Origin of the sequence: Arenibaculum sp. (assembly GCF_035998295.1) — a bacterium.
Taxonomy (GTDB): domain Bacteria; phylum Pseudomonadota; class Alphaproteobacteria; order Azospirillales; family Azospirillaceae; genus DASYHS01.
The window spans coordinates 1-21296 of the sequence record NZ_DASYHS010000205.1 but is presented as its reverse complement, the minus strand read 5'-3'; the positions used below and the strand labels follow the sequence as shown (position 1 = coordinate 21296).

Sequence of the window (21296 nt, the reverse complement as noted above, 5' to 3'; positions counted from 1 at the left end):
CGCATCCGGGCGATCCTGCGCTGTCCCGTCCGTCAGGGCTTGCTCCGCCGGTTGTCGTTCTCGTACAGAGATGATGGCCGGAGTATGCGTAAAACTTCGTTTAATGTTTATATTTTCTTTCGGCCTATGCGGGGCTCCTCGCCCTTCAGCAGGCGCCGGATGTTCGCGTGGTGGCGCACGAACACCAGGACCGCGATGAACGCGGCCGCCTGGGCGAGCTGCGGGCCCTGGAACCAGAACGCCGCGAGCGGGCTGGCGCCCAGCGCGACCAGGGCCGACAGCGAGGAGATCCGGAATGCCAGCGCCGTCAGGAGCCACAGGGCGCAGGCGATCAGGCCGACCGGCCAGGCGAGCGCCAGCAGCACGCCCAGCGCCGTCGCGACGCCCTTGCCGCCCTTGAAGCCGAGCCAGACCGGGAAGGTGTGGCCGAGCATGGAGCCCATGGCGGCCAGCAGCGCCGCGTCGGGGCCGAACCGGGCTGCGAGCAGCACCGCGAGCGCGCCCTTCCCGCTGTCGAGCACGAGGGTCGCCGCGGCCAGCGCCTTGTTCCCGGTCCTCAGCACGTTGGTCGCGCCGATATTGCCCGAGCCGATGCTGCGCACGTCGCCATAGCCAAACAGGCGGGTCAGCACGAGGCCGAAGGGAACGGACCCCAGGAGATAGCCGCCGGCGAGTGCGGCCAGCAGGTAGGGCCAGGAGAAGGACCAGCTTATCGGATCGGGCATGTCAGGGCGCGTCCGTCTCGAACACGGTCCGGCCGTCGACGACCGTGCGGAGCACCCGGCCGCTGACCGGCCTGCGGTCGAAGGGCGAGTTCTTGGACTTGCTGCGGAAGGCCGTCTCGTCGATCCGCCACGGCCGGTCGGGATCGAAGACGACGAGGTCGGCCGGGCCGCCCGGCCGCAGCCGGCCGAGCGGCAGGCGCAGGATCTCGGCGGGCCGGCTGGTCAGCGCGCCGAGCGCGCGCAGCAGCGGCACCTTGCCGTTGTGCACCAGCTCGAGCGTCAGGGGCAGCAGCGTCTCCAGCCCGATGATGCCGAACGCGGCCGAGGCGAAGGGGACGCGCTTGCTGTCCTGGTCCTGCGGGGTGTGGTCGGAGGCGATGGCGTCGATGGTGCCGTCGGCGATGCCCTCGACGACGGCGCGGCGGTCCATCTCCGGGCGCAGCGGCGGCGACACCTTGGCGAAGGTCCGGTACTCGCCGACGTCGACCTCGGTCAGGGCGAAGTAGTGCGGCGCGGTATCGCAGGTGACCGGCAGCCCCGCCCGCTTGGCCCGGCGGACCGCGTCCACGGCGGCGGCCGTCGTGACGTGGGCGGCGTGGTAGCGAGCACCGGTCGCCTCGACCAGGCGGAGGTCGCGCTCCAGCAGGATCACCTCCGCCTCGGGCGGTATCCCGGCGAGGCCGAGGCGCGTCGAGACCTCGCCGGCATGCATCAGGCCGCCGGCCGCGAGGCTCGGTTCTTCGGGATGCTGGACGATCAGCAGGTCGAAGGTGGCGGCATAGCTCAAGGCCCTGCGCATCACCAGCGCGTCGGCGATCGCCCTGGTCCCGTCGGTGAAGGCGACCACGCCCGCCTCGGCGAGCAGGCCCATCTCCGACAGCTCGGTCCCGCCGAGCGCCCGCGTCGCCGCGGCCTGGGCGAAGACCTTGACCAGCTTGACCTCCCGCGCCCGGCGCGCGACGAACTCGACCGCGGCGACGTCGTCGATCGCCGGGTCGGTGCCCGGTAGGCACGCCATCGCGGTGACGCCGCCCGCCGCCGCCGCGCGGCTCGCGGTCAGGATCGTCTCCTTGTGCTCCTCCCCGGGCTCGCCGATGGAGACGCGCATGTCGACGAAGCCGGGCGCCAGGCACGCGCCGCCGAGATCGACGGTCTCGATCCCGTCCGGCACGCCGCCGGCGAACAGCCCGGGCCCGAGATCGGCGATCCGGCTGCCCTCGACCAGCAGCGCCCCGGCGGCGTCCAGCCCGGTCGCGGGGTCGAGCAGGCGGGCGTTCACGAAGGCGAGGCGGCGGCTCATCGGGCGTTCCCCGGCCTGTCGCGGGTCAGGATGTCGAGGCAGGCCATGCGCACGGCGACGCCGAGCTCGACCTGGTCGAGGATCACGCTGCGGTGGATGTCGTCGGCGAGTTCCGAATCGATCTCCGTGCCGCGGTTCATCGGCCCCGGATGCATGATCAGGGCGTCCGGCCGGGCCACCTTCAGCTTCTCGTAGTCGAGGCCAAAGAAGCGGAAGTATTCCCGCACGGAGGGTACGAACTGGCCCTGCATCCGTTCGAGCTGGAGGCGCAGCATCATCACGATGTCGGCATCCTCGAGGCCGGTCCGCATGTCGTGGTGGACCTCCGCCCCGAGGCGGTCGACGTCGACCGGCAGCAGGGTGCGCGGGGCGACGACCCTGACCCGCGCGCCCATGATGTTCAGCAGGTGGACGTTGGACCGCGCGACCCGGCTGTGCAGGATGTCGCCGCAGATCGCCACCGTCAGCCCCTCGAGCGGGCCCTTGCGCCGGCGGATGGTCAGCGCGTCCAGCAGCGCCTGGGTCGGATGCTCGTGGCTGCCGTCGCCGCCGTTGATCACCGCGCAGCGGACCTTGTCCGCGAGCAGCTTGACCGCGCCCGACTCGGGATGGCGCACGACCAGCACGTCGGGGTGCATCGCGTTCAGCGTCATCGCGGTGTCGATCAGGGTCTCGCCCTTCTTCACCGAGCTGGACGACACGCTCATGTTGATGACGTCGGCGCCGAGCCGCTTGCCCGCAAGCTCGAACGAGGTGCGCGTGCGGGTCGAGTTCTCGAAGAACAGGTTGATCACCGTCCGGCCGCGAAGGACGGAGGCTTTCTTGTCGTGACGGCGGTTCTGCTCGACGTAGCCGTCCGCGAGGTCGAGCAACGCCGTTACTTCCGCCGCCTTCAGGCCCTGGATGGCCAGCAGGTGGCGATGGAAGAAGACGGCGTCGGTATGGGGCTTTTCCATTTCAGGGGCGGACTATAGGGGGCAGCCCCGCGGGCCGCAACGGGGTGCTTGGCGGGGTGCTGGCGGGGGCGTGTCGGGTTCACACCACCCGCAGCGCGCGCAGCCGCCCGATCTCCGCGTCGGGGAGTTCCAGCCAGTCGCGCAGCACCTCGTCCGTGTGCTGGCCGAGCAGGGGAGGCGGGGCGCGGTAGGACACGGGCGTCTCAGACAGCTTCATCGGGCTGCCGATCAGGCGGACGGGGTCGGACGCCCCCGGATGGGGCATCCCGATCTCCATGCCCCGCGCCCGGACCTGCGGGTCGGCGAACACCTGGTCGACGCGGTTGATCGGGCTGCAGGGGACGTGCAGCTTCTCCAGCCCCTCGATCCAGTGCCGCCGGGGATGGCCGGCGATCACCTCGCGCAGGATCGGCACCAGGACCCCGCGGTTGCGCACCCGCGCCTCGTTGGTCGCGAAGCGCGGGTCGTCGGCGAGATCGGGCCGCCCGGCGAAGCCGCAGAACCGCCGGTACTGCGCGTCGTTGCCGACCGCGAGGATCACGTGGCCGTCGGATGCGGCAAACGCCTCGTAGGGAACGATGGTGGGATGGGCGTTGCCCGTGCGCGGCGTGACCTCGCCGCTGGTGAGGTAGTATTGGCCGGCATAGCTGAGCCAGGCGACCTGGGTGTCGAGCAGCGCCATGTCGACGTGCTGGCCGACGCCGGTGAGGTCGCGGTGCCGCAAAGCCGCCAGGATCGCGACCAGCGCGTACATGCCCGTCATCAGGTCGGCGATGCCGACGCCGATCTTCTGCGGCTCGCCCTCCGGCTCCCCGGTCAGGCTCATGATCCCGCCCATCGCCTGGACGAGGAAGTCGTAGCCGGCGCGCGGGGCGTAGGGGCCGGTCTGCCCGAACCCCGTGATCGAGCAGTAGACGAGGCCGGGATGGTCGGCGCGCAGCTGGTCCCAGCCGAGCCCGTAGCGGGCGAGCGTGCCGACCTTGTAGTTCTCGACCAGGACGTCGGCGCGTCCGGCCAGCCGGCGGGCCAGGGCCTGCCCCTCCGCCGAGGTGAAGTCGAGGGTGAGCGAGCGCTTGTTGCGGTTGGCGGACAGGAAATAGGCGCTCTCGCCCCCGGCACCTTCACCGCCGGCACTGGCCTCGCCGTCGTCCAGCCAGGGCGGGCCCCAGCGGCGCGTGTCGTCGCCCTGGCCCGGCCGCTCGACCTTCACGACGTCGGCGCCGAGATCGCCGAGGACCTGCGTCGCGCTCGGCCCGGCGAGAACGCGGGTCATGTCCAGGACCCTGATGCCGGTAAGCGGTCCGGTCACGACGCCGCCGCCCATCCGTGTCCGGCGTCGAGATGGGCCTGGGCCTCCTCGTGCAGCCAGTCGCGGAACGCCTTGACCTTGGGCCGCTCGAAATGCCGCTCGGGCGCCACGACCCAGTAGGCGATCTCGCTCGGCAGGGTGATGTCGAACAGCCGGACCAGCCGGCCGCTGGCCAGGTCGTCGGCCACGAGGACGTGGCGTCCGAGCCCGATGCCCTGGCCGGCCAGGGCCGCGTGCAGCACGAGGGACGAATCCGTGAAGCGGGTCCCGCGCCGGTGGTCGACGCCGGAGACGCCGGCCGCGGCGAGCCAGATCTCCCAGCCGATCCGGAAGTCGTCGTGGAGCAGCGTGGCCTTCACCAGGTCCTGCGGCGTGCGCATCCCTTCCGCCAGCGCCGGGGTGCAGACCGGAAAGATCTCCTCCGTCAGCAGCCTCTCGCATCTCAGTCCCGCCCAGCCGCCCCGGCCGAACCGGATCGCGAGGTCGACCTCCTGATGCGTGAAGTCGACGAGCTGGGAGGTCGTCGAGATCAGCACGTCGATGCCGGGGTTGCGGTGCTGGAACCGCGGCAGCCGGGGCACCAGCCACTTGCCGGCGAAGGACGCGAGCGTGCTGACGGTGAGCTGGCCGGTGTTCTCCGACGCCTTCAGGCGCGCGGTCGCCTCGGCCATCTGGTCGAAGGCGTCGCGCAGCGGCGGCAGGTAGGCCTGGCCCGCGGCGGTCAGCTGCAGCGCCCGGTTCAGCCGCCGGAACAGCGCGACGCCGAGCGTCTCCTCCAGCGCCTTGATCTGGTGGCTGATGGCCGCCTGCGTCACGTTCAGCTCGTCCGCGGCGCGCGTGAAGCTCATGTGGCGGGCGGCGGCCTCGAAGGCCCGCAACGCGTTCAAGGGCGGCAAACGCCTGGCCATCGCTCCTCGCTCCGGATGAATTTTCCTAATTCAATTTATGAGAAAGCATCGTTTGTCCGCAAGCCCAGAAGCGACGAGATTCAGCTTATTCCAACGGCCGTCGAGGCCGCAACGGATTAGGAGAACTGCGATGACCACCTGCACCAACCAGACCGTGTCCCGGATCCCCGCCGTCACGCTGCCGGCCAGGCAGGGGCGCCAGCCCTCGGTGCTGGCCCGCGTCGCAGGCGGGATCGTGTCGCTGTCCGACCAGCTGCTCACGTGGCAGGCCAGGGCTTCCCAGCGCCGCAGGCTTTCCGAGCTCCCGGACTACCTTCTCAGCGACATCGGCGTCTCGCGCGCGGACGTGGACCAGGAGACGTCCAAGCCGTTCTGGCGCTCCTGACCGCCTCTCTCGGCCGGCGGCCGGCGGAGCGTCCGGCTCACGCCAGCAGGGCGAGCGCCAGGGGCAGGGTGAGGGCGGCGGCCACGGTCTGGCCGGTGATGATGCCGGCCATCAGGCGGTGATCGCCCCCCATCTGGCGCGCCAGGATGTAGGAGGACGCCGAGGCGGGCAGGGCGTTGAACAGCACCGCGACCGCGAGCGTCATGCCGTCGAGCCCGAGCAGGCGGCCGGCGAGCGCCGTGGCGAGGGGCACGGCCGCCAGTTTCAGCCCGCCCGCCAGGAGGATGTCGCGGCCGGACGCGCCGACCGATGACGGGACCAGCCCGGCGCCGACGGCGAGCAGGCCCAGGGTGAGCGAGGCTTCGCCGAGGATGCGCAGCGTCGGCGCGACCACCGGCAGGGCGCCGGCGCCGGCGAGGTTGGCCGCGCCGCCGGCCGCGACCGCGAGGATGATCGGGTTGCGGACGATGCCCGGCAGGACGCCGGAGAGGCCGCGCCCCACCCGGGCGTCGCCGTGGCGCTGGAGAGCGACGACGCTCAGCACGTTCACCAGCGGCACGACGGTCGCGAGCCCGACCGCGAGCGTCGCCAGGCCGGGGGCGCCGAACAGCGCGCGCGCCGCGGCGATGCCGACATAGGTGTTGGGCCGGATCGCGCCTTGCAGGACGGAGGTGAAGGCCGGCCCGTCGAGGCCGAACCGCCGCCGCAGCACGGCCAGCAGCGCGGCCGCCGCCAGGATGGGGCCGGTCAGGGCGGCGGCCACCGGCCCGAAGGCGAGGCCGGCGAGGTCGGCGCGCGCGAGGCTGTCGACGATCAGCGCCGGGAACAGGACGTAATAGGTGAGCCGTTCGGCCGGCGCCCAGAAGGCGTCCGGCAGGAACCCGCAGCGCCTTGCCGCGAAGCCGAGCAGGATCAGCAGGAAGATCGGCGCGAGCGCACCGAGGACGGCGGGGGCCTGGCTCATGGCCGGGCCGTCAGGTCGCGCCGTCGCGGGCCAGCGCGTCCAGGTAGGATTGCAGGATGTGCGCCGCGGCGACGGCGTCGACCAGCTCCTCGCGCCGCCGGCGCTTCATCCCGGCCTCGATCATCGCCTCGGTCGCGGCATGGGTGGACAGCCGCTCGTCCCAATAGGCGATCTCCGGCTCGCATCCCAGCAGGTCGGCGTGCTGGAGCAGGCTGGCGCCGAAGCTGCGGACCCGGTCGGTGGCGGGGCCGTGCCTTCCGTCCATGCTGATCGGCAGCCCGATCACGAACCCGCCCGCATCCCATTCGCGGACCGCGCGCGCCAGCGCGCGCAGGTCTTCGGCGAGCTTCAGGCGCCGGATGGTGCCGACCGCCGTGGCGAGTCGCAGGCCCGGGTCGCACACGGCCATGCCGATGGTGCGGGTGCCGAGGTCGAGGCCCAGGAGGCGCTTGCCTTTCGGCACGGCGCGGGGAAGGTCGGTGGGGTTGCGGATCGCCATAGCGGGTGTTAGCTTTCGCGCCGCCTCTCAATTTGCAAGCTGATATTTCGCCGCCCGGCGCCCGACGTGCCGGACGCGGCGGCGGTACGGACGGAGACACCCACCCCATGTCGCTGGACAAGGCCACCGTGGCGAAGATCGCCCACCTGGCCCGCATCAAGGTGCCGGAAGACGAGCAGGAGCATCTCGCCGGCGAACTGAGCCGGATCCTGGACTTCGTCGAGCAACTCGCCGAGGTCGAGACCGAGGGCGTCCAACCGATGAGCAGCGTCGTCGCGCAGAAGCTGCGCCGGCGCCCGGACGTGGTCACGGACGGCAACATCCGGGACAAGGTCCTCGCCAACGCGCCCGACGGCGCCGAGGGTTTCTTCGCCGTTCCGAAGGTGGTCGAATGACCCGTGACCTGACCTTGATGACCGTGAGCGAGGCCTTGGACGGCCTCGCCGCGAAGGACTTCTCCGCGGTCGAGCTGGCCGAGGCGCACATCCATGCGGTCGAGGCGGCGCGCCCGCTGAACGCCTTCGTCACGGAGACGCCGGAGATCGCGCTGGCGCAGGCGCGCGCCGCGGACGCGCGGCGCGCGCGCGGCGAGGCGCGCGCGCTGGACGGCATCCCGATCGGCGTGAAGGACCTGTTCTGCACCGAAGGCGTGCTGACCACCGCCGGCAGCCACATCCTCGACGGCTTCCGCCCGACCTATGAGTCGACCGTCACGGCCAACCTGTTCCGCGACGGCGCCGTGATGCTGGGCAAGCTCAACATGGACGAGTTCGCCATGGGCTCGGCCAACATCACCAGCCATTACGGCCCGGTGATCAGCCCCTGGAGCCAGGGAACGCTCGCCCAGCGCGACGCCTCGATGGACGGGGCGGGCGAGCTGACGGCCGCGGCGCGCCAGCCGCGCCCGGTCCAGGAATGGGTGTGGACGCGCAAGCTGGTCCCCGGCGGCTCGTCGGGCGGCTCGGCCGCGGCCGTGGCCGCGCGCTGCGTAATGGCCGCGACCGGGACCGACACCGGCGGCTCGATCCGCCAGCCGGCCGGGTTCGTCGGCATCGTCGGGCTGAAGCCGACCTACGGGCGCTGCTCGCGCTGGGGCATCGTCGCCTTCGCCTCCTCGCTCGATCAGGCCGGCCCGATGACCCGCACGGTGCGCGACGCGGCGCTGATGCTGGGATCGATGGCGGGCTACGATCCCAAGGATTCGACCTCGGTCGACCGGCCGGTGCCGGACTACGCGGCGGCGCTGACCGGCGACGTCCGCGGCCTTCGGGTCGGCATCCCGAAGGAGTACCGGATCGACGGCATGCCGGCGGAAATCGAGCGGCTGTGGCAGCAGGGCATGGACTGGCTGCGCACCATGGGCGCCGAGCCGGTCGAGATCAGCCTGCCGCACACCAAATACGCGCTGCCGGCCTACTACATCGTGGCACCGGCCGAGGCGTCCTCGAACCTCGCGCGCTACGACGGCGTGCGCTACGGCCTGCGCGTCGACGGGGCGAGCCTGCGCGAGATGTACGAGAACACCCGCGGCGAGGGCTTCGGCGCGGAGGTGCAGCGCCGCGTCCTGATCGGCACCTACGTCCTGTCGGCCGGCTATTACGACGCCTACTACCTGAAGGCCCAGAAGGTGCGCACGCGCATCGCCGACGATTTCCGCGCCGCGTTCGAGCGCTGCGACGTCGTGCTGGCGCCGACCGCGCCGAGCGCCGCCTTCGCGATCGGCGAGCGCATGGACGACCCGATCCAGATGTACCTGAACGACGTCTTCACGGTGCCGGCGAACCTCGCCGGGCTGCCCGGCATCTCGGTGCCGGCGGGGCTGTCGGCGGAGCGCCTGCCGCTCGGGCTGCAGGTGATCGGCCGGCCCTTCGACGAGGAGACCGTGTTCAAGGTGGCCGGGGCGCTCGAGTCCGCCGCGCGCTTCGAGGAAATCCCGCCCTTCGTGGCGAGCCGGGCGTGACCGGGCCAGGCATGCGATCGGAAAGAGAAGAACGATGCTGATCCAGGGTGATACCGGCGATTGGGAGGTCGTGATCGGGCTGGAGGTCCATGCCCAGGTCGTCTCCAACGCCAAGCTGTTCTCGGGCGCGGCCACCGTCTTCGGCGCCGAGCCGAACACGCAGGTCAGCCACGTCGACGCGGCGATGCCGGGCATGCTGCCGGTCATCAACGAGTACTGCGTCGAGCAGGCGGTGCGCACCGGGCTCGGCCTCAAGGCGCAGATCAACCTGTTCTCGGTCTTCGACCGCAAGAACTACTTCTACGCCGACCTGCCGTCCGGCTACCAGATCAGCCAGTACAGCCAGCCGATCGTCGGCACGGGCTCGATCGTGCTCGACATGCCGGACGGCTCGACGCGGACGGTCGGCATCACGCGCCTGCATCTCGAGATGGACGCCGGCAAGAGCCTGCACGACCAGCATCCCAGCAAGACCTATGTCGACCTGAACCGGTCGGGCGTGGCGCTGATGGAGATCGTCTCGGAGCCGGACCTGCGCTCGCCGGAGGAGGCGGCCGCCTATCTGCGCAAGCTGCGGGCGATCCTGCGCTATCTCGGGACCTGCGACGGCAACATGGAGGAAGGCTCCATGCGCTGCGACGTCAACGTCTCGGTGCGCCGGCCGGGCGAGGGGTTCGGGACGCGGACCGAGACCAAGAACGTCAACTCGATCCGCTACGTCCAGATGGCGATCGAGTTCGAGGCGCGCCGGCAGGTCGAGGTGGTCGAGGGCGGCGGACAGGTGGTCCAGGAGACGCGCCTGTGGGACACGACGAAGTTCGTGACCCGCTCCATGCGCTCCAAGGAGGAGGCGCACGACTACCGCTACTTCCCCGACCCGGACCTGCTGCCGCTGGAACTCGACCCCGACTGGGTCGAGGACATCCGCCGCTCGCTGCCGGAGCTGCCGGACGAGAAGAAGGCCCGCTTCATCGAGCAGTACCGGCTGTCCCCCTACGATGCCGGGGTGCTGGTCGCGGAGAAGGCCTCGGCCGACTACTACGAGACGGTGGCGCGCGGGCGCGATCCCAAGATGGCGGCCAACTGGGTGATGGGCGACCTGTTCGGCGCGCTCAACAAGCTCGGCAGGGGCATCGACGACAGCCCCGTCTCGGCCGGGGCGCTGGGCGGGCTGATCGACCTGATCGCGAACGACACGATCTCCGGCCGCATCGCCAAGGAGGTCTTCGCCGACATGCTGGAGACCGGCAAGTCGGCGGACGCGATCGTCGAGGAGAAGGGGCTGCGCCAGGTCACCGACACCGGCGCGATCGAGGGCGCGATCGACGCCGTGCTGGCCGCCAACCCCGACAAGGTGGCCGAGTACCGGGCCGGCAAGGACAAGCTGTTCGGCTTCTTCGTCGGCCAGGTCATGAAGCAGACCCAGGGCAAGGCGAACCCTGCCCTGGTCAACGAAGTGCTCGGCCGCAAGCTGAAGGGCTGAGCCGGCGGCCTCGCGGGCGCGGCCCTACTGGCCGCGCCCGGTCTTCTCCTGAAGCTGGTCGATCCGCTTCGATGCCTGCGCCTTCGTGAGGTCCGGCCGGAACTCCTCGCCGGCCTCCTCGCTCAGCGTCTTCAGGTACGAGGCCTGCGCGTCGGTCATCCGCTCGTCGCCGGTGGTCCAGTCCTCGGGCGCCTTCTCCAGGTTGGACGGATGATCGCCGTCATGGGGGACCTTCGGGTTCGTCATGGAATGCCTCCAGAGAGTTCCTTATTTGTTCCTATAACCGGAGGCCGGCGCGCCGGTTCCCGGGCCGGACGATTTTTTCTCCTTGACCTTCCCATCGTTGGAAGCCCCATCTGAGGGGGCAGCTACAGTCAACGGGAAGATCGCCATGTCAGCGCTAGCTGCCGAGGAGCCGAAATCCGCCGAACCGCGGGCCGAGATCGACGTCGCCATCCGCGGGATGACCTGCGCGTCCTGCGTCCGGCGCGTCGAGAAGGCCATCTCCGCGGTGCCGGGCGTCGTCGACGTCTCCGTCAACCTCGCGACCGAACGCGCGCGGGTCGCCTTCGCCGCGCCCGGGCCCGATGCCGCGGCCGTCGCCGAGGCGGTGACGAAGGCAGGATACGAGCCGGTCGCGGAGGAGTTCGACCTGCGGGTCGAGGGCATGACCTGCGCGTCCTGCGTCGGCCGCGTCGAGAAGGCGCTGTCGCGCCTGCCCGGCGTCACCGCCGCCACGGTCAACCTCGCGACGGAGCGCGCCCATGTCGAGGCGGCTTCCGGCGCGGTGACGACCGAGGCCCTCGTCGCGGCGATCCGCGGCGCCGGGTACGAGGCCCGGCCGGTCACCGCCGACGCCGCCTCGACCGGCGCGCCCGACGAGGCGCGCGAACGCAGCCGGCGCGACCTGATGCGGGTCGTCGCCGGCGCAGTGCTGTCGCTGCCGATGGTCGTCGGCATGGTCGGCGACCTGATGGGCTACGCGGTCATGCCGCCGGGCTGGGTGCAGTTCCTGCTGGCGACACCGGTGCAGTTCGTCCTCGGCTGGCGGTTCTACCGGGCGGCCTGGAAGGCGCTGATGGCCGGCACGGGCAACATGGACCTGCTGGTGGCGCTCGGCACCTCGGCGGCCTGGGGGCTCAGCACCTACATGCTGCTGACCGCCCATGCCGGCCACGAGCCGCATCTGTATTACGAGGCCTCGGCGGTCCTGATCACCTTCGTCCTGCTCGGCAAATGGCTGGAGACGCGGGCCAAGGGGCAGACGGCGGCGGCGATCCGGGCGCTGATAGAACTGCGGCCGGACGTCGCCCGGGTCAGGCGCGGCGGGGCCGAGGTCGAGGTGCCGGTCGACGCGGTGCGGCCCGGCGACCTGGTCGTGGTCCGGCCCGGCGAGCGCATCCCGGTCGACGGCCGCATCGCCGAAGGGGCGGGCAGCGTCGACGAATCGATGCTGACCGGCGAGAGCCTGCCGGTCGAGAAGTCGGAGGGAGCGGCGGTCACCGCCGGCTCGATCGACGTCGACGGGCTGCTGGTCGTCGAGACCACCGCGGTCGGCGCCGAGACCATGCTGGCAAAGATCGTGCGCATGGTCGAAGGGGCGCAGGCGTCCAAGGCGCCGATCCAGCGCCTGGTCGACCGGGTCAGCGCGGTGTTCGTGCCGGTCGTGCTCGCGATCGCCGCGGCGACGTTCCTGGGCTGGTGGCTGATAGGGGGCGACGTCGCCAACGCCGTGATCACGGCGGTATCGGTGCTGGTGATCGCGTGCCCCTGCGCGCTCGGCCTCGCGACGCCGACCGCGATCATGGTCGGCACCGGGGCGGCGGCGCGCCTCGGCATCCTGATCAAGGACGCCGAGGCGCTGGAGCGGGCGCATGCGATCGCGACGGTCGCCTTCGACAAGACCGGGACCCTGACCGAGGGGCGGCCGCGGGTCACCGACGTCGTGCCGGCCGAGGGGGTGGAGGTGCGCGCATTGCTCGCGACCGCCGCCGCGCTGCAGGCCGGGAGCGAGCATCCGCTGGCGGCGGCCGTCCGCCGCGAGGCCGAGGCCGGGGGGATCGCCGCCGGCACGCCCTCGGACTTCCGCGCGCTCGCCGGCCGCGGCGTGGCCGGCAGCGTCGACGGCGTGCGCGTCGTGTTCGGCGCCCGGCGCATCCTGGCCGAGGACGGCATCGATCCCGGCCCGCTCGCCGGGCGCGCGGCGGCGCTGGAGGCGGAAGGGCGCACCGTGTCCTGGCTGGCCGAGGTCGCCCCGCGGCCCCGCGTGCTCGGCCTCGTCGCGTTCGGCGACACCATCAAGCCGAGCGCACGCGCGGCGGTCGAGCGGCTGGGACGGCTCGGCATCGAGACCGTGATGGTGACCGGCGACAGCCGGGGGGCCGCCGGGGCGGTCGCCGCCGAACTCGGCATCGACCGCGTCGTCGCCGAGGTGCTGCCCGGCGGCAAGGCGGAGGTCGTGGCCGGGCTGCGCGGGGAGGGGACCGTCGTCGCCATGGTCGGCGACGGCATCAACGACGCGCCGGCGCTGGCGGCGGCCGATGTCGGCATCGCGATGGCGACCGGCACCGACGTCGCGATGCACACGGCCGGGGTCACGCTGATGCGCGGCGACCCGGCCCTGGTCGCCGATGCCATCGACGTGTCGCGCCGCACCTATGCGAAGATCCGGCAGGGCCTGTTCTGGGCCTTCGCCTACAATGTCCTCGGGATCCCGCTCGCCGCGGCGGGGCTGCTGAGCCCCGTGCTGGCCGGCACCGCGATGGCGCTGAGCAGCGTCAGCGTCGTCCTGAACGCGCTGACCTTGAGGGGATGGCGGCCGAGGGCGCGATGAGCGAGAGGCAGGAGTGACGACATGAACATCGGAGATGCGGCCCGGGCCTCGGGCGTTTCGGCGAAGCTGATCCGCTACTACGAGAGCATCGGGCTGATCCCGGAGGCCGGGCGGACCGCGTCCGGCTACCGGGTCTACACGGCGACCGACGTGAACCTGCTGCGCTTCGTGAAGCGGGCGCGCAGCCTCGGCTTCTCGATCGAGCGCATCCAGGTCCTGGCGAGCCTGTGGCTCGACCGCGACCGGTCGAGCGCGGAAGTGAAGCGCATCGCGCAGGAGCACGTCGCCGACCTCGACGCCAAGATCGCCGAGCTGCGCTCGATGCGCGACGCGCTCGGCGAGCTGATGCGGACCTGCCACGGCGACGGCCGTCCGGACTGCCCGATCCTGCACGACCTCGCCGGCACTCCGCAGAAGCTTGGCGGCGACGGGGCGGGGTGGTACGCAGAGCCCGACGCGACCGCAGCCCACCCCCCGGAGCACCGCCGCCATGGCCCATGACGACGAAGGCCTTCTTCCCGAGACGCTCGCCGCGCGCGCGCTCGGCTGGATCGATCCCGCCACCGGCGCGGTCGTCCCCGCGATCCATCCGAGCACGACCTACCTGCGCGACGCCGACAACAGCTACGCGACGCATGGCCGGGTCTACAGCCGCGACGACAACCCCGGCTACGACCAGGTGGAGGCTCTGCTGAACCGGCTGGAGGGCGGGAGCGGCGCGCTGCTGTTCTCCTCGGGAATGGCGGCGGCGACGGCGCTGTTCCTGGCGCTGCGGCCGGGCGACCACGTCGTGGCGCCCGATGTGATGTACTGGGCCCTGCGCGGCTGGCTGACCGACTTCGCCCGGCCCTGGGGCCTCGACGTCGAGTTCGTGCCGAGCGCCGATCTGGGGGCGTTGCGCGCCGCGCTGAAGCCCGGCCGCACGCGCCTCGTCTGGATCGAGACGCCGAGCAACCCGCTGTGGCACGTCACCGACATCGCCGCCGCGGCCGAGCTGGCCCATGCCGCCGGCGCGCGGCTCGCGGTCGACAGCACCTCGGCGACGCCGGTGCTGACCCGGCCGCTCGCGCTCGGCGCGGACTACGTGATGCATGCCGCGACCAAGTACCTGAACGGGCACAGCGACCTGATCGCGGGCGCGCTGGTGACCGGCGCGCAGGACGAGACCTGGGCCAGGGTCCAGGCCGTGCGCAAGGGCATCGGCGCCGTGCTCGGCCCGTTCGAGGCGTGGCTGCTGCTGCGCGGCATGCGCACGCTCTATCCGCGGGTGCGCACGCAATGCGCCAACGCCCTCGACCTCGCCCGCGCGCTGGAGGGGTATCCGGGCGTGGAGGAGGTGCTCTATCCCGGCCTGGAGAGCCATCCCCACCACGAGGTGGCGCGCCGGCAGATGGAGGGCGGCTTCGGCGGCATGCTGTCGGTCCGGCTCTCGGGCGGCGAGCGCGCGGCGATCGAGGTCGCGGCGCGCACGCGGGTCTTCACGCGCGCGACCTCGCTCGGCGGGGTGGAGAGCCTGATCGAGCACCGCGCCAGCATCGAGGGGCCGAGCTCGCCGGTGCCGGCCGACCTGCTGCGCCTGTCGGTCGGCATCGAGGCGGCCGACGACCTGATCGCGGACATGACGCAGGCGATCGACGCGGCCCGTTGAGGGGTGCGTTGAGGGAGGACGGATTTTTGGGCTTGCCGGTCGCCGGGAGCGGCCGATATAGTGCGCGCGCACCGGCTGGGAACTCCACCGCCGGTCGCCGCCTCCCCGCCGCCACTCGGGGCCGGCGCAGCAGCGGACAGATGGGTGAGTGGCTTAAACCAGCGGTTTGCTAAACCGCCGTACGGTGTCAAGCCGTACCGAGGGTTCGAATCCCTCTCTGTCCGCCATTCTCTTGTAAAAACTCCGCTTTTTCTGGGTTCCTTGACTGCAGCCTCGAGGAAACCGCCGGGAAACCCAGCGCGGTTCAGTTCTTGATAGGCGCGGCGCGTTCGGTTGAGATCAACGCGGGTGATGAAAGACTTCCCCCATCAGCGCCGCCCCCTGTCGCGAAACCTCGTCGACGAGGACATCCAGATCGGCGCGGGTGGTGCGGTGATTGTTGATCGCGGCGCGCAGACAGTGGCGTTCGTTGACCGTGGTGTCCGAAACAGCGGCAATACCGGTTTCCTGCATGCGCACCATGATTTCGGTGTTCAGCCGTTTGAGCGCCGCCTCCGGTAGCCCGCCGGGGTCGTAGCGAAAACAGACGATGTTGATGGCGGTCGGAAAGCACATCTTCAGATCCGGTGTCGCCTTGATCCGTTCCGTCAGGTAACGGGCATGGGCGAGGTCCTGGTCGATCAGGCGGCCGAACTTGGCGACCCCATGTTCCTCAAGGGCCATCCAGACCTTGAGCGCACGAAACCCCCGTGATGTCTGAAGGCCGAAGTCGTGCAACCAGACCCCCGAGGCGATGCCCCGCGGTGCGTTCTCGAGATACTCGGGCGTCAGCGTGAAACTGCCGAAATGCGCCTCGGCATCGCGGACCAGGGCGCAGCCCACCTCGAAGGGCGCATGCAGCCATTTGTGCGGGTCAAGCGCGATGGAGTGGGCCCGATCGATCCCGCGCACCAGCGCTTTTCCTTCGGGCGCTATGGCCAGAAGCGCGCCGATGCAGCCGTCCACATGCAACCACAGACCTTCCTCCGCGCAGAGGTCGGCAATCGCGTCCAGATCGTCGATGGCGCCGGTATTGACCGTGCCGGCGGTCGCAATCACACAGGCGGGCTGAATACCGGATGCCCGGTCCTCGGCCATGGCGGAGCGGAGGGCCCCAATGTCGATCCGGCAGGCCGCGTCCGTGGGCACGCGGCGGAGAGACCGGTTGCCCAGTCCCATCGCCTCAAGGGCGATCTGGTGACAGGAATGTATCTGGTCGGAGCCATAGAATCGCAGGGGGGCTTTCAGCGCACCTACACCCAGTTCGCGCATGTCGATGCCCGACATCCGGTTGCGCGCCACGGTCAACCCGATCAAATTGGCGACCGACCCGCCCGAGACCAGCGTGCCGCTGGCCGCCGCCGGATAGCCCACCATCTCTTTCAGCCAGTTGACGACCTGCTTGTCGATCTCCGCCGCGGCATGGTCGCCGCCACCGAGATTCGACCCGAGGATCGCGGCCAGAAAATCTCCCAGCGCGCCGGTAAAGTTGCTCGCCCCCATGTACCACATCCAGAAGCGCGGATGGATGTTGCCCATCGGGTAAGGCAGCATGTTTTCGGCCAGATCGTCATAGACCTCCGCCGGTGACCGGCCCTCCTGCGGCACCGGGCTGCGGAACCGGGCGCGCACGTCGGGGGGCATGTCCCGCCAGAGGGGACGTTTACGAACGTCGCGGGTATAGTCGATGGCGTCGTCCACGATGCGGCGGGCAAGGACGCGAAGCGGTTCCCAATCCGCAGGGTCGAGGGTTTCTTCCTCGGCGGCCTCAACTGCGTTCGCGACTGCGTCCATTGCTCGCCTCCTCACTCTGCAATGTTCGTCGGCGGAGACTTCCCGTCACGCCGCTTCGGGGGGGGGCGGGGCGCACCACCACGCGCACCACCACGGCGCGCATGATCGTTGTTCCTCCGATATGTGCCGGCCTATTCGGCGGCCATCTGGAAACCGGGCGTCGATCGCGACAGCGCCGTTTCCTCTTCGGTCATGTCCTCGGGGATCGTCTCGAACAGCGGTGTGGACATGTAGCGTTCGCCCGTGTCGGGCAGCATGCACAGGATGACGGTCCCCGCCTCGGCCCGTTCGGCGATTTTCATGGCAACTGCGAAGGTCGATCCGCCGGACACACCCGTCAGTATCCCTTCCTGCCGTGCGAGTTTCTGCGCCCAGGCGATGCCGTCAGGGCCGGTCACCGGGATCAGCTCGTCATAGAGCCTGTCGTCCACCGCTTCCTGCAGCACATGGGGGATGAAGTCGGGGGTCCAGCCCTGGATCGGGTGCGGCTTGAAGGCGGGGTGGCTTTCGGCCGGCGAGCGATCGGAATTGCGCGACTGTGCATGGCCGCTGCCTAGAAGCTGTGCATTGGCCGGTTCCGACAGGACGACCTTCGTCTCGGGCCGCTCACGACGCAGGACGCGGGCCACGCCCGTCACAGTGCCGCCCGTACCGTAGCCGGTGATCCAGTAGTCCAGCCGATGATTCCTGAAATCGGCGAGGATTTCGCGGGCGGTCGTATTCTCGTGGATGCGGGCGTTGGCCTCGGTTTCGAACTGGCGGGCAAGGAACCAGCCGTTCGCCTCGGCCAGCTCCACGGCCTTGCGATACATGCCGAAGCCCTTTTCCGCCCGCGGCGTCAGCACGACCTTCGCACCCATCATCCGCATCAGTTTGCGCCGCTCGACCGAAAAGCTGTCGGCCATCGTCACCACCAGCGGATAGCCTTTCGCCGCGCAGACCATGGCCAGCCCGATGCCGGTGTTGCCCGACGTAGCTTCGACCACCGTCTGCCCGGGGCTTAGGCTTCCGTCGCGCTCGGCCTCCTCGATGATGCTGAGCGCCAGCCGGTCCTTGACCGACCCGGCCGGATTGAAGAACTCGGCCTTGACGTAGACTTCCACCCCGGCCGGCGCGAGCTTGTTGACCCGGATCACCGGGGTGTCGCCGACGGTTTCAAGGATGCTGTCGAAAAGGCGGCCGCGCCCAACTGTCGTTCGGCCTGTCGCTGTCGTATGCATTGTTGATCTCCCTACTGGAAGCCGAACTCGCGCCTGCGGTCTTATGCAAAGGGCGGCGCGCTCCGCAGGCATGCCGAAATCCCTGTTCGGCAAAGGTTGGAAATCTGCGCGCCGCCATCAGCCGTGATGGCGGGCATCTGAAATCACTGGTCAGCTACGGCCCGTTGCTCGCCGCGCTTGTCCACCGGCCACATCACGTGCGCGTAGGGGGAACCTGGCCACATCACGTATGGGCCCTCCGTGGCCGGAGTGGTCGGCAAACCGGCGAGCATTGCTTCGTCCGGCACGATGATCATGACGTGCGGCCCCTCGACGACCCATTGGTTGTTGGCGGTTGGAGTACGTGCGGCGGGGTCGATGTTGCTCGCGCCGCCCGTCGGTGAATCGCCGGCCAGCATGTAAGCAAAACCGACGCCTGAAACATTCGGCGCCTCTCCATTCATCAGGGCGTCCATCCAGCCCACAAATCGCTCGTCGAAGCACATCGGGCCGGCGAAATCGGGTGGAGAGGGAAAGCAGGTGAAGGCACCCGTACCTTCGCGGAGCACCTTGCCGTCAAGGTTCATGACCGTCGCCGTTTCCGCGACTTGCGGCGGGGCGGCGCTCAGCGCCTCCACGATCATGGCGTCCTCGTTCGCCTGGGCCGCAGGCTCGTCGATCTTTTCTACATCGGTCTGGGCAAAGGCGGCTCCCGACATCAGGACTGCCGCACATGTCAAGATGCGTATCATGTTGCCCTCCAAGGTTGTTCAAGATGAACCGAACCGGAGTGAGTGGCCGTCAGTGTTGGTGTTCGGGAGGCGCGAACAGGATCAGTTCGACCCGGTCGGCGCCGTCGACATAGGCGTCATGCCCCGGCGGGATTTCAAAAAAATCGCCTACGCCGATACGTGTCTCGACACCCGTGTCGACCATGCGGACCATGAGGCTGCCCGAAATGCAGTAGCCGGTGTGCTGCATCGGGCATGAGGCGGGCGAACCGAGCAGCGGCTTCTCGTCGGCCTCCCAGGTCCAGCCGGGCTCGAATATCGCGCGCATTCCTGCGCTGCCGTCGCCCATCTTGACGATGGAAATGCCTCCGCGTTCCTTCATGTCGAGGAACTGGTCGGGATTTTCGAACCGTCTGGTTTCAATCGCATCCATGTTTTTTCCTCTGTTCGGGACGTGTACCGTCTGCTCCATCAAGTCCGTTCAGCCTACGTCTTTTGCTACAGGCATGCTTGACGGAGTCCTGAAGAATTCATGCAGAATTCGGTATTTGTGCTGTATACTCACGCATGACGTGGACATTCGGAGAGTTCCGACTTGACCCGGAGCGCTTTCAGCTCAGCCGCTGCGGGGAACCGGTGCGGATCGAGCCGCAGGTGCTCTCCCTGCTGATCCATCTCGTCCGAAACCACGACTGCATGGTGACGAAGGACGAGATCGTCGCAGCGGTCTGGCAGGGTCAGGCGGTTTCAGACGCGAGCATTTCCAGTCGCATCCGCTCGGCCCGGCAGGCGGTGGGCGACGACGGCGTGCGACAGGGAGTGATCCGCACCGTGCATGGCCGGGGGTTCCGCTTCATCCCGGAGGTGGCGACCTTGCCGCCGGCGCATGCGGCTTCGGCCACAGCCGTCTGCGAGCCGCCCCAGCATCCGGCCGGGCGCCCTTCGATCGCCGTGCTGCCGTTCCAGCCGCTCGCCATGCCGCCAGAGCTTGCCATTCTGGGTGAAGCAATCCCGCACGAGATCATCCAGGCGCTGTCGCGGCTGCGCTGGCTGGCGGTGATCGCGCGAGGCTCGTCCTTCCGCTTCCGGCAAGCCACCGCCGATCTGGACCTGGTGGCGACGGCGTTAGCGGCGCGCTACGTCCTGTCCGGGATCATCGAAAGCCGGGATCGCACCGTTGCGGTAACGGTGGAGTTGACCGACACCAACTCCCGCGAAATTCTGTGGGCTGACCGGCTCACCGCGCCCCTCGACGAGATCGACGATCTGAGGGCGCGGATCGTGGTGCATCTGGTTTCGGCGCTCGAGACCTACATACCCTTCAACGAGGCGCGCCACGCGCGGCTGAACGGCCCAGACGGGCTCGATGCTTGGGCCAACTATCATGTCGGCCTCGGTCATCTCTACCGCTTCACGCCGGTCGATACGGCGCTTGCGCAGGCCTGTTTCGAACGGGCGGTCACGGCGGATCCGCGGTTCGCGCGCGCCCACGCGGGACTGTCCTTCACCAGCTTTCTCGACGCCTTCCTGCGCCTGAGCCCCGATCCCGCGACCGCGGCGCGCGCCGCGCGGCGCCACGCCGAGCGCAGCCTGGAACTGGACGCCCTCGACCCGTTCGCGAACTTCACCATGGGACGCTCGTTCTGGCTGACGGACGATCCCGAAGTCGCCGCCGATTGGCTGGCGCGGGCGACGGCGCTGAACCCGAACTACGCGCAGGGCTTTTATGCCTCGGCATTCACCACGATGCTGGTCGGGAATGCGCCTGCGACGGTGGCCGCTCTGGACATCTCGCTGCATCTCAGCCCCCTCGACCCGTTGCTCTACGGCATCCACGGCGTCCGTGCGCAGATGCTGATTCAGCAGGAAGACCATCAGGCCGCGGCCCACTGGGCCGACCGCGCGGCCACCACATCCGGGGCGCATTACCTGATCGCGATGATTGCGGTCGCCGCCAACGGGTTGGCCGGCCGCCACCACCAAGCGGCCCACTGGCGGCGGGAGGTGCGTCGGCGCAAGCCAGATGCCACGGCAGCGGATTATTTCGCCGCCTTTCCGACACGCGATGCCCCGTCCCGTGCGCGTGTTACGGCGGAACTGCGCCGGCATGGGTTCTGATCCCGATCTAATCCATCGACGTTCGCCCAGCCGCCCCCTACGCCTGCCGCAGCAGCGCATCCACGACGTGGAACCGATAGGCCGGGAGCCTCAGCCCGCTCCGGATCTGGAAGCCGTCGCCGTCGCAGCGCACGCCCCAGCGCCCGCTGGCGGCGAGGAGGCCGTTCTGGATCGCGACGACCCGCGCGCCGTCGGCGAGCGCCTGGTCGGCGGTGCAGGCCCAGTCGCGGGATTCCCCTTGCGCGGGATCGAAGAAGGGCGGGTGCGGCGCGGAGGCCGGCTTGCCCATCTTCTCCTTCTCCAGGTCGATGGCGTCTTCGGTCAACGGGTCGTCGCCGGGAGGGTCGGGCGCGGGTGCCGCGTCGAGGTCGGGCACCTCGTACAACCCCGCCTTCTCGGCCTCGGCGGCCTCGGCCGCGGCGGCGATGCCGCCGACGACGGCGCC

21 protein-coding genes and 1 tRNA gene are annotated in these 21296 nt (G+C 70.0%); 9 read left to right on the top strand and 13 right to left on the bottom strand.

Annotated elements, in window-relative coordinates; translation table 11 throughout:
* Nucleotides 1-107 precede the first annotated feature (107 nt).
* From plsY to VGO20_RS19950, 5 genes are all read right to left on the bottom strand, one after another.
* Nucleotides 108-725, bottom strand: a complete 618-nt coding sequence (gene plsY / locus VGO20_RS19970) for a glycerol-3-phosphate 1-O-acyltransferase PlsY (protein WP_327504139.1) — start codon at nt 723-725, stop codon at nt 108-110.
* 1 nt (nt 726) lies between these two features.
* Nucleotides 727-2025 (bottom strand): dihydroorotase, encoded by a 1299-nt coding sequence (gene pyrC, locus VGO20_RS19965; RefSeq protein WP_327504138.1) that lies wholly within the window; start codon nt 2023-2025, stop codon nt 727-729.
* Nucleotides 2022-2981 carry an aspartate carbamoyltransferase catalytic subunit gene (locus VGO20_RS19960; RefSeq protein ID WP_327504137.1) on the bottom strand — a complete coding sequence of 320 codons (960 nt, stop codon included), beginning with the start codon at nt 2979-2981 and terminating at the stop codon, nt 2022-2024. Before VGO20_RS19960 ends, pyrC begins: the two co-directional genes overlap by 4 nt.
* Nucleotides 2982-3060: 79 nt before the next feature.
* The gene (locus VGO20_RS19955) at nt 3061-4290 is read right to left on the bottom strand and encodes a CaiB/BaiF CoA transferase family protein (RefSeq protein ID WP_327504136.1); all 1230 of its coding nucleotides are present in this window, start codon (nt 4288-4290) and stop codon (nt 3061-3063) included.
* On the bottom strand, nt 4287-5198 hold the full coding sequence (locus VGO20_RS19950; protein ID WP_327504135.1) for a transcriptional regulator GcvA: 912 nt from the start codon (nt 5196-5198) through the stop codon (nt 4287-4289). The genes VGO20_RS19955 and VGO20_RS19950 overlap by 4 nt, the downstream gene beginning before the upstream one ends.
* A 130-nt stretch (nt 5199-5328) precedes the next feature.
* On the opposite strand from VGO20_RS19950, the gene VGO20_RS19945 reads away from it, so the two are divergent.
* Nucleotides 5329-5583: a DUF1127 domain-containing protein gene (locus tag VGO20_RS19945; protein WP_327504134.1), complete on the top strand. Its 255-nt coding sequence runs from the start codon at nt 5329-5331 to the stop codon at nt 5581-5583.
* Nucleotides 5584-5620: 37 nt separating this feature from the next.
* Here the strand turns inward: VGO20_RS19945 and VGO20_RS19940 are convergent, their stop codons facing one another.
* Both VGO20_RS19940 and ruvX read right to left on the bottom strand, forming a co-directional pair.
* A complete protein-coding gene (locus VGO20_RS19940; protein WP_327504133.1) occupies nt 5621-6547 on the bottom strand; it encodes an AEC family transporter in 927 nt (308 codons plus the stop codon).
* A gap of 10 nt (nt 6548-6557) precedes the next feature.
* The gene (ruvX, locus tag VGO20_RS19935; protein ID WP_327504132.1) at nt 6558-7046 is read right to left on the bottom strand and encodes a Holliday junction resolvase RuvX; all 489 of its coding nucleotides are present in this window, start codon (nt 7044-7046) and stop codon (nt 6558-6560) included.
* A gap of 107 nt (nt 7047-7153) precedes the next feature.
* On the opposite strand from ruvX, the gene gatC reads away from it, so the two are divergent.
* From gatC to gatB, 3 genes are read left to right on the top strand one after another with little or no spacing between them, the layout of a single operon-like run.
* Entirely contained in the window at nt 7154-7441 is a 288-nt protein-coding gene (gatC, locus tag VGO20_RS19930; RefSeq protein WP_327504131.1) for an Asp-tRNA(Asn)/Glu-tRNA(Gln) amidotransferase subunit GatC, read from the top strand.
* Nucleotides 7438-9006 (top strand): amidase family protein, encoded by a 1569-nt coding sequence (locus tag VGO20_RS19925; protein WP_327504130.1) that lies wholly within the window; start codon nt 7438-7440, stop codon nt 9004-9006. Before gatC ends, VGO20_RS19925 begins: the two co-directional genes overlap by 4 nt.
* Before the next feature lie 34 nt (nt 9007-9040).
* A complete protein-coding gene (gene gatB, locus VGO20_RS19920) occupies nt 9041-10489 on the top strand; it encodes an Asp-tRNA(Asn)/Glu-tRNA(Gln) amidotransferase subunit GatB (RefSeq protein WP_327504129.1) in 1449 nt (482 codons plus the stop codon).
* Between the two features lie 24 nt (nt 10490-10513).
* Here gatB and VGO20_RS19915 read toward each other — a convergent pair whose 3' ends face one another.
* Nucleotides 10514-10735, bottom strand: coding sequence for a DUF3072 domain-containing protein (locus VGO20_RS19915; protein ID WP_327504128.1), 222 nt, complete (start codon nt 10733-10735; stop codon nt 10514-10516).
* 145 nt (nt 10736-10880) lie between these two features.
* Here VGO20_RS19915 and VGO20_RS19910 point away from each other — a divergent pair, with 145 nt between their 5' ends.
* The 4 genes from VGO20_RS19910 (at nt 10881) to VGO20_RS19895 (ending at nt 15197) form a co-directional block, all read left to right on the top strand.
* Entirely contained in the window at nt 10881-13322 is a 2442-nt protein-coding gene (locus VGO20_RS19910) for a heavy metal translocating P-type ATPase (RefSeq protein ID WP_327504127.1), read from the top strand.
* A gap of 21 nt (nt 13323-13343) precedes the next feature.
* The gene (cueR, locus tag VGO20_RS19905; RefSeq protein ID WP_327504126.1) at nt 13344-13823 is read left to right on the top strand and encodes a Cu(I)-responsive transcriptional regulator; all 480 of its coding nucleotides are present in this window, start codon (nt 13344-13346) and stop codon (nt 13821-13823) included.
* On the top strand, nt 13813-14970 hold the full coding sequence (locus VGO20_RS19900; RefSeq protein ID WP_327504125.1) for a trans-sulfuration enzyme family protein: 1158 nt from the start codon (nt 13813-13815) through the stop codon (nt 14968-14970). The genes cueR and VGO20_RS19900 overlap by 11 nt, the downstream gene beginning before the upstream one ends.
* Before the next feature lie 134 nt (nt 14971-15104).
* Nucleotides 15105-15197 (top strand) — tRNA-Ser (locus VGO20_RS19895).
* Between the two features lie 112 nt (nt 15198-15309).
* Here VGO20_RS19895 and VGO20_RS19890 read toward each other — a convergent pair.
* The 4 genes from VGO20_RS19890 to VGO20_RS19875 form a co-directional block, all read right to left on the bottom strand.
* Complete coding sequence (locus VGO20_RS19890) at nt 15310-16803, bottom strand: pyridoxal phosphate-dependent decarboxylase family protein (RefSeq protein ID WP_327504124.1); 1494 nt, start codon at nt 16801-16803, stop codon at nt 15310-15312.
* 131 nt (nt 16804-16934) lie between these two features.
* Complete coding sequence (locus VGO20_RS19885; RefSeq protein WP_327504123.1) at nt 16935-18023, bottom strand: PLP-dependent cysteine synthase family protein; 1089 nt, start codon at nt 18021-18023, stop codon at nt 16935-16937.
* Between the two features lie 143 nt (nt 18024-18166).
* Nucleotides 18167-18754 carry a hypothetical protein gene (locus VGO20_RS19880; protein ID WP_327504122.1) on the bottom strand — a complete coding sequence of 196 codons (588 nt, stop codon included), beginning with the start codon at nt 18752-18754 and terminating at the stop codon, nt 18167-18169.
* Between the two features lie 49 nt (nt 18755-18803).
* Nucleotides 18804-19166, bottom strand: coding sequence for a cupin domain-containing protein (locus VGO20_RS19875; RefSeq protein ID WP_327504121.1), 363 nt, complete (start codon nt 19164-19166; stop codon nt 18804-18806).
* Nucleotides 19167-19300: 134 nt separating this feature from the next.
* Between VGO20_RS19875 and VGO20_RS19870 the strand changes: the two genes are divergently transcribed.
* Nucleotides 19301-20851 (top strand): winged helix-turn-helix domain-containing protein, encoded by a 1551-nt coding sequence (locus tag VGO20_RS19870; protein WP_327504120.1) that lies wholly within the window; start codon nt 19301-19303, stop codon nt 20849-20851.
* 37 nt (nt 20852-20888) lie between these two features.
* Here VGO20_RS19870 and VGO20_RS19865 read toward each other — a convergent pair.
* Nucleotides 20889-21296 (bottom strand): hypothetical protein (locus VGO20_RS19865; protein ID WP_327504119.1); only part of this gene is annotated, 408 nt, incomplete at its 5' end.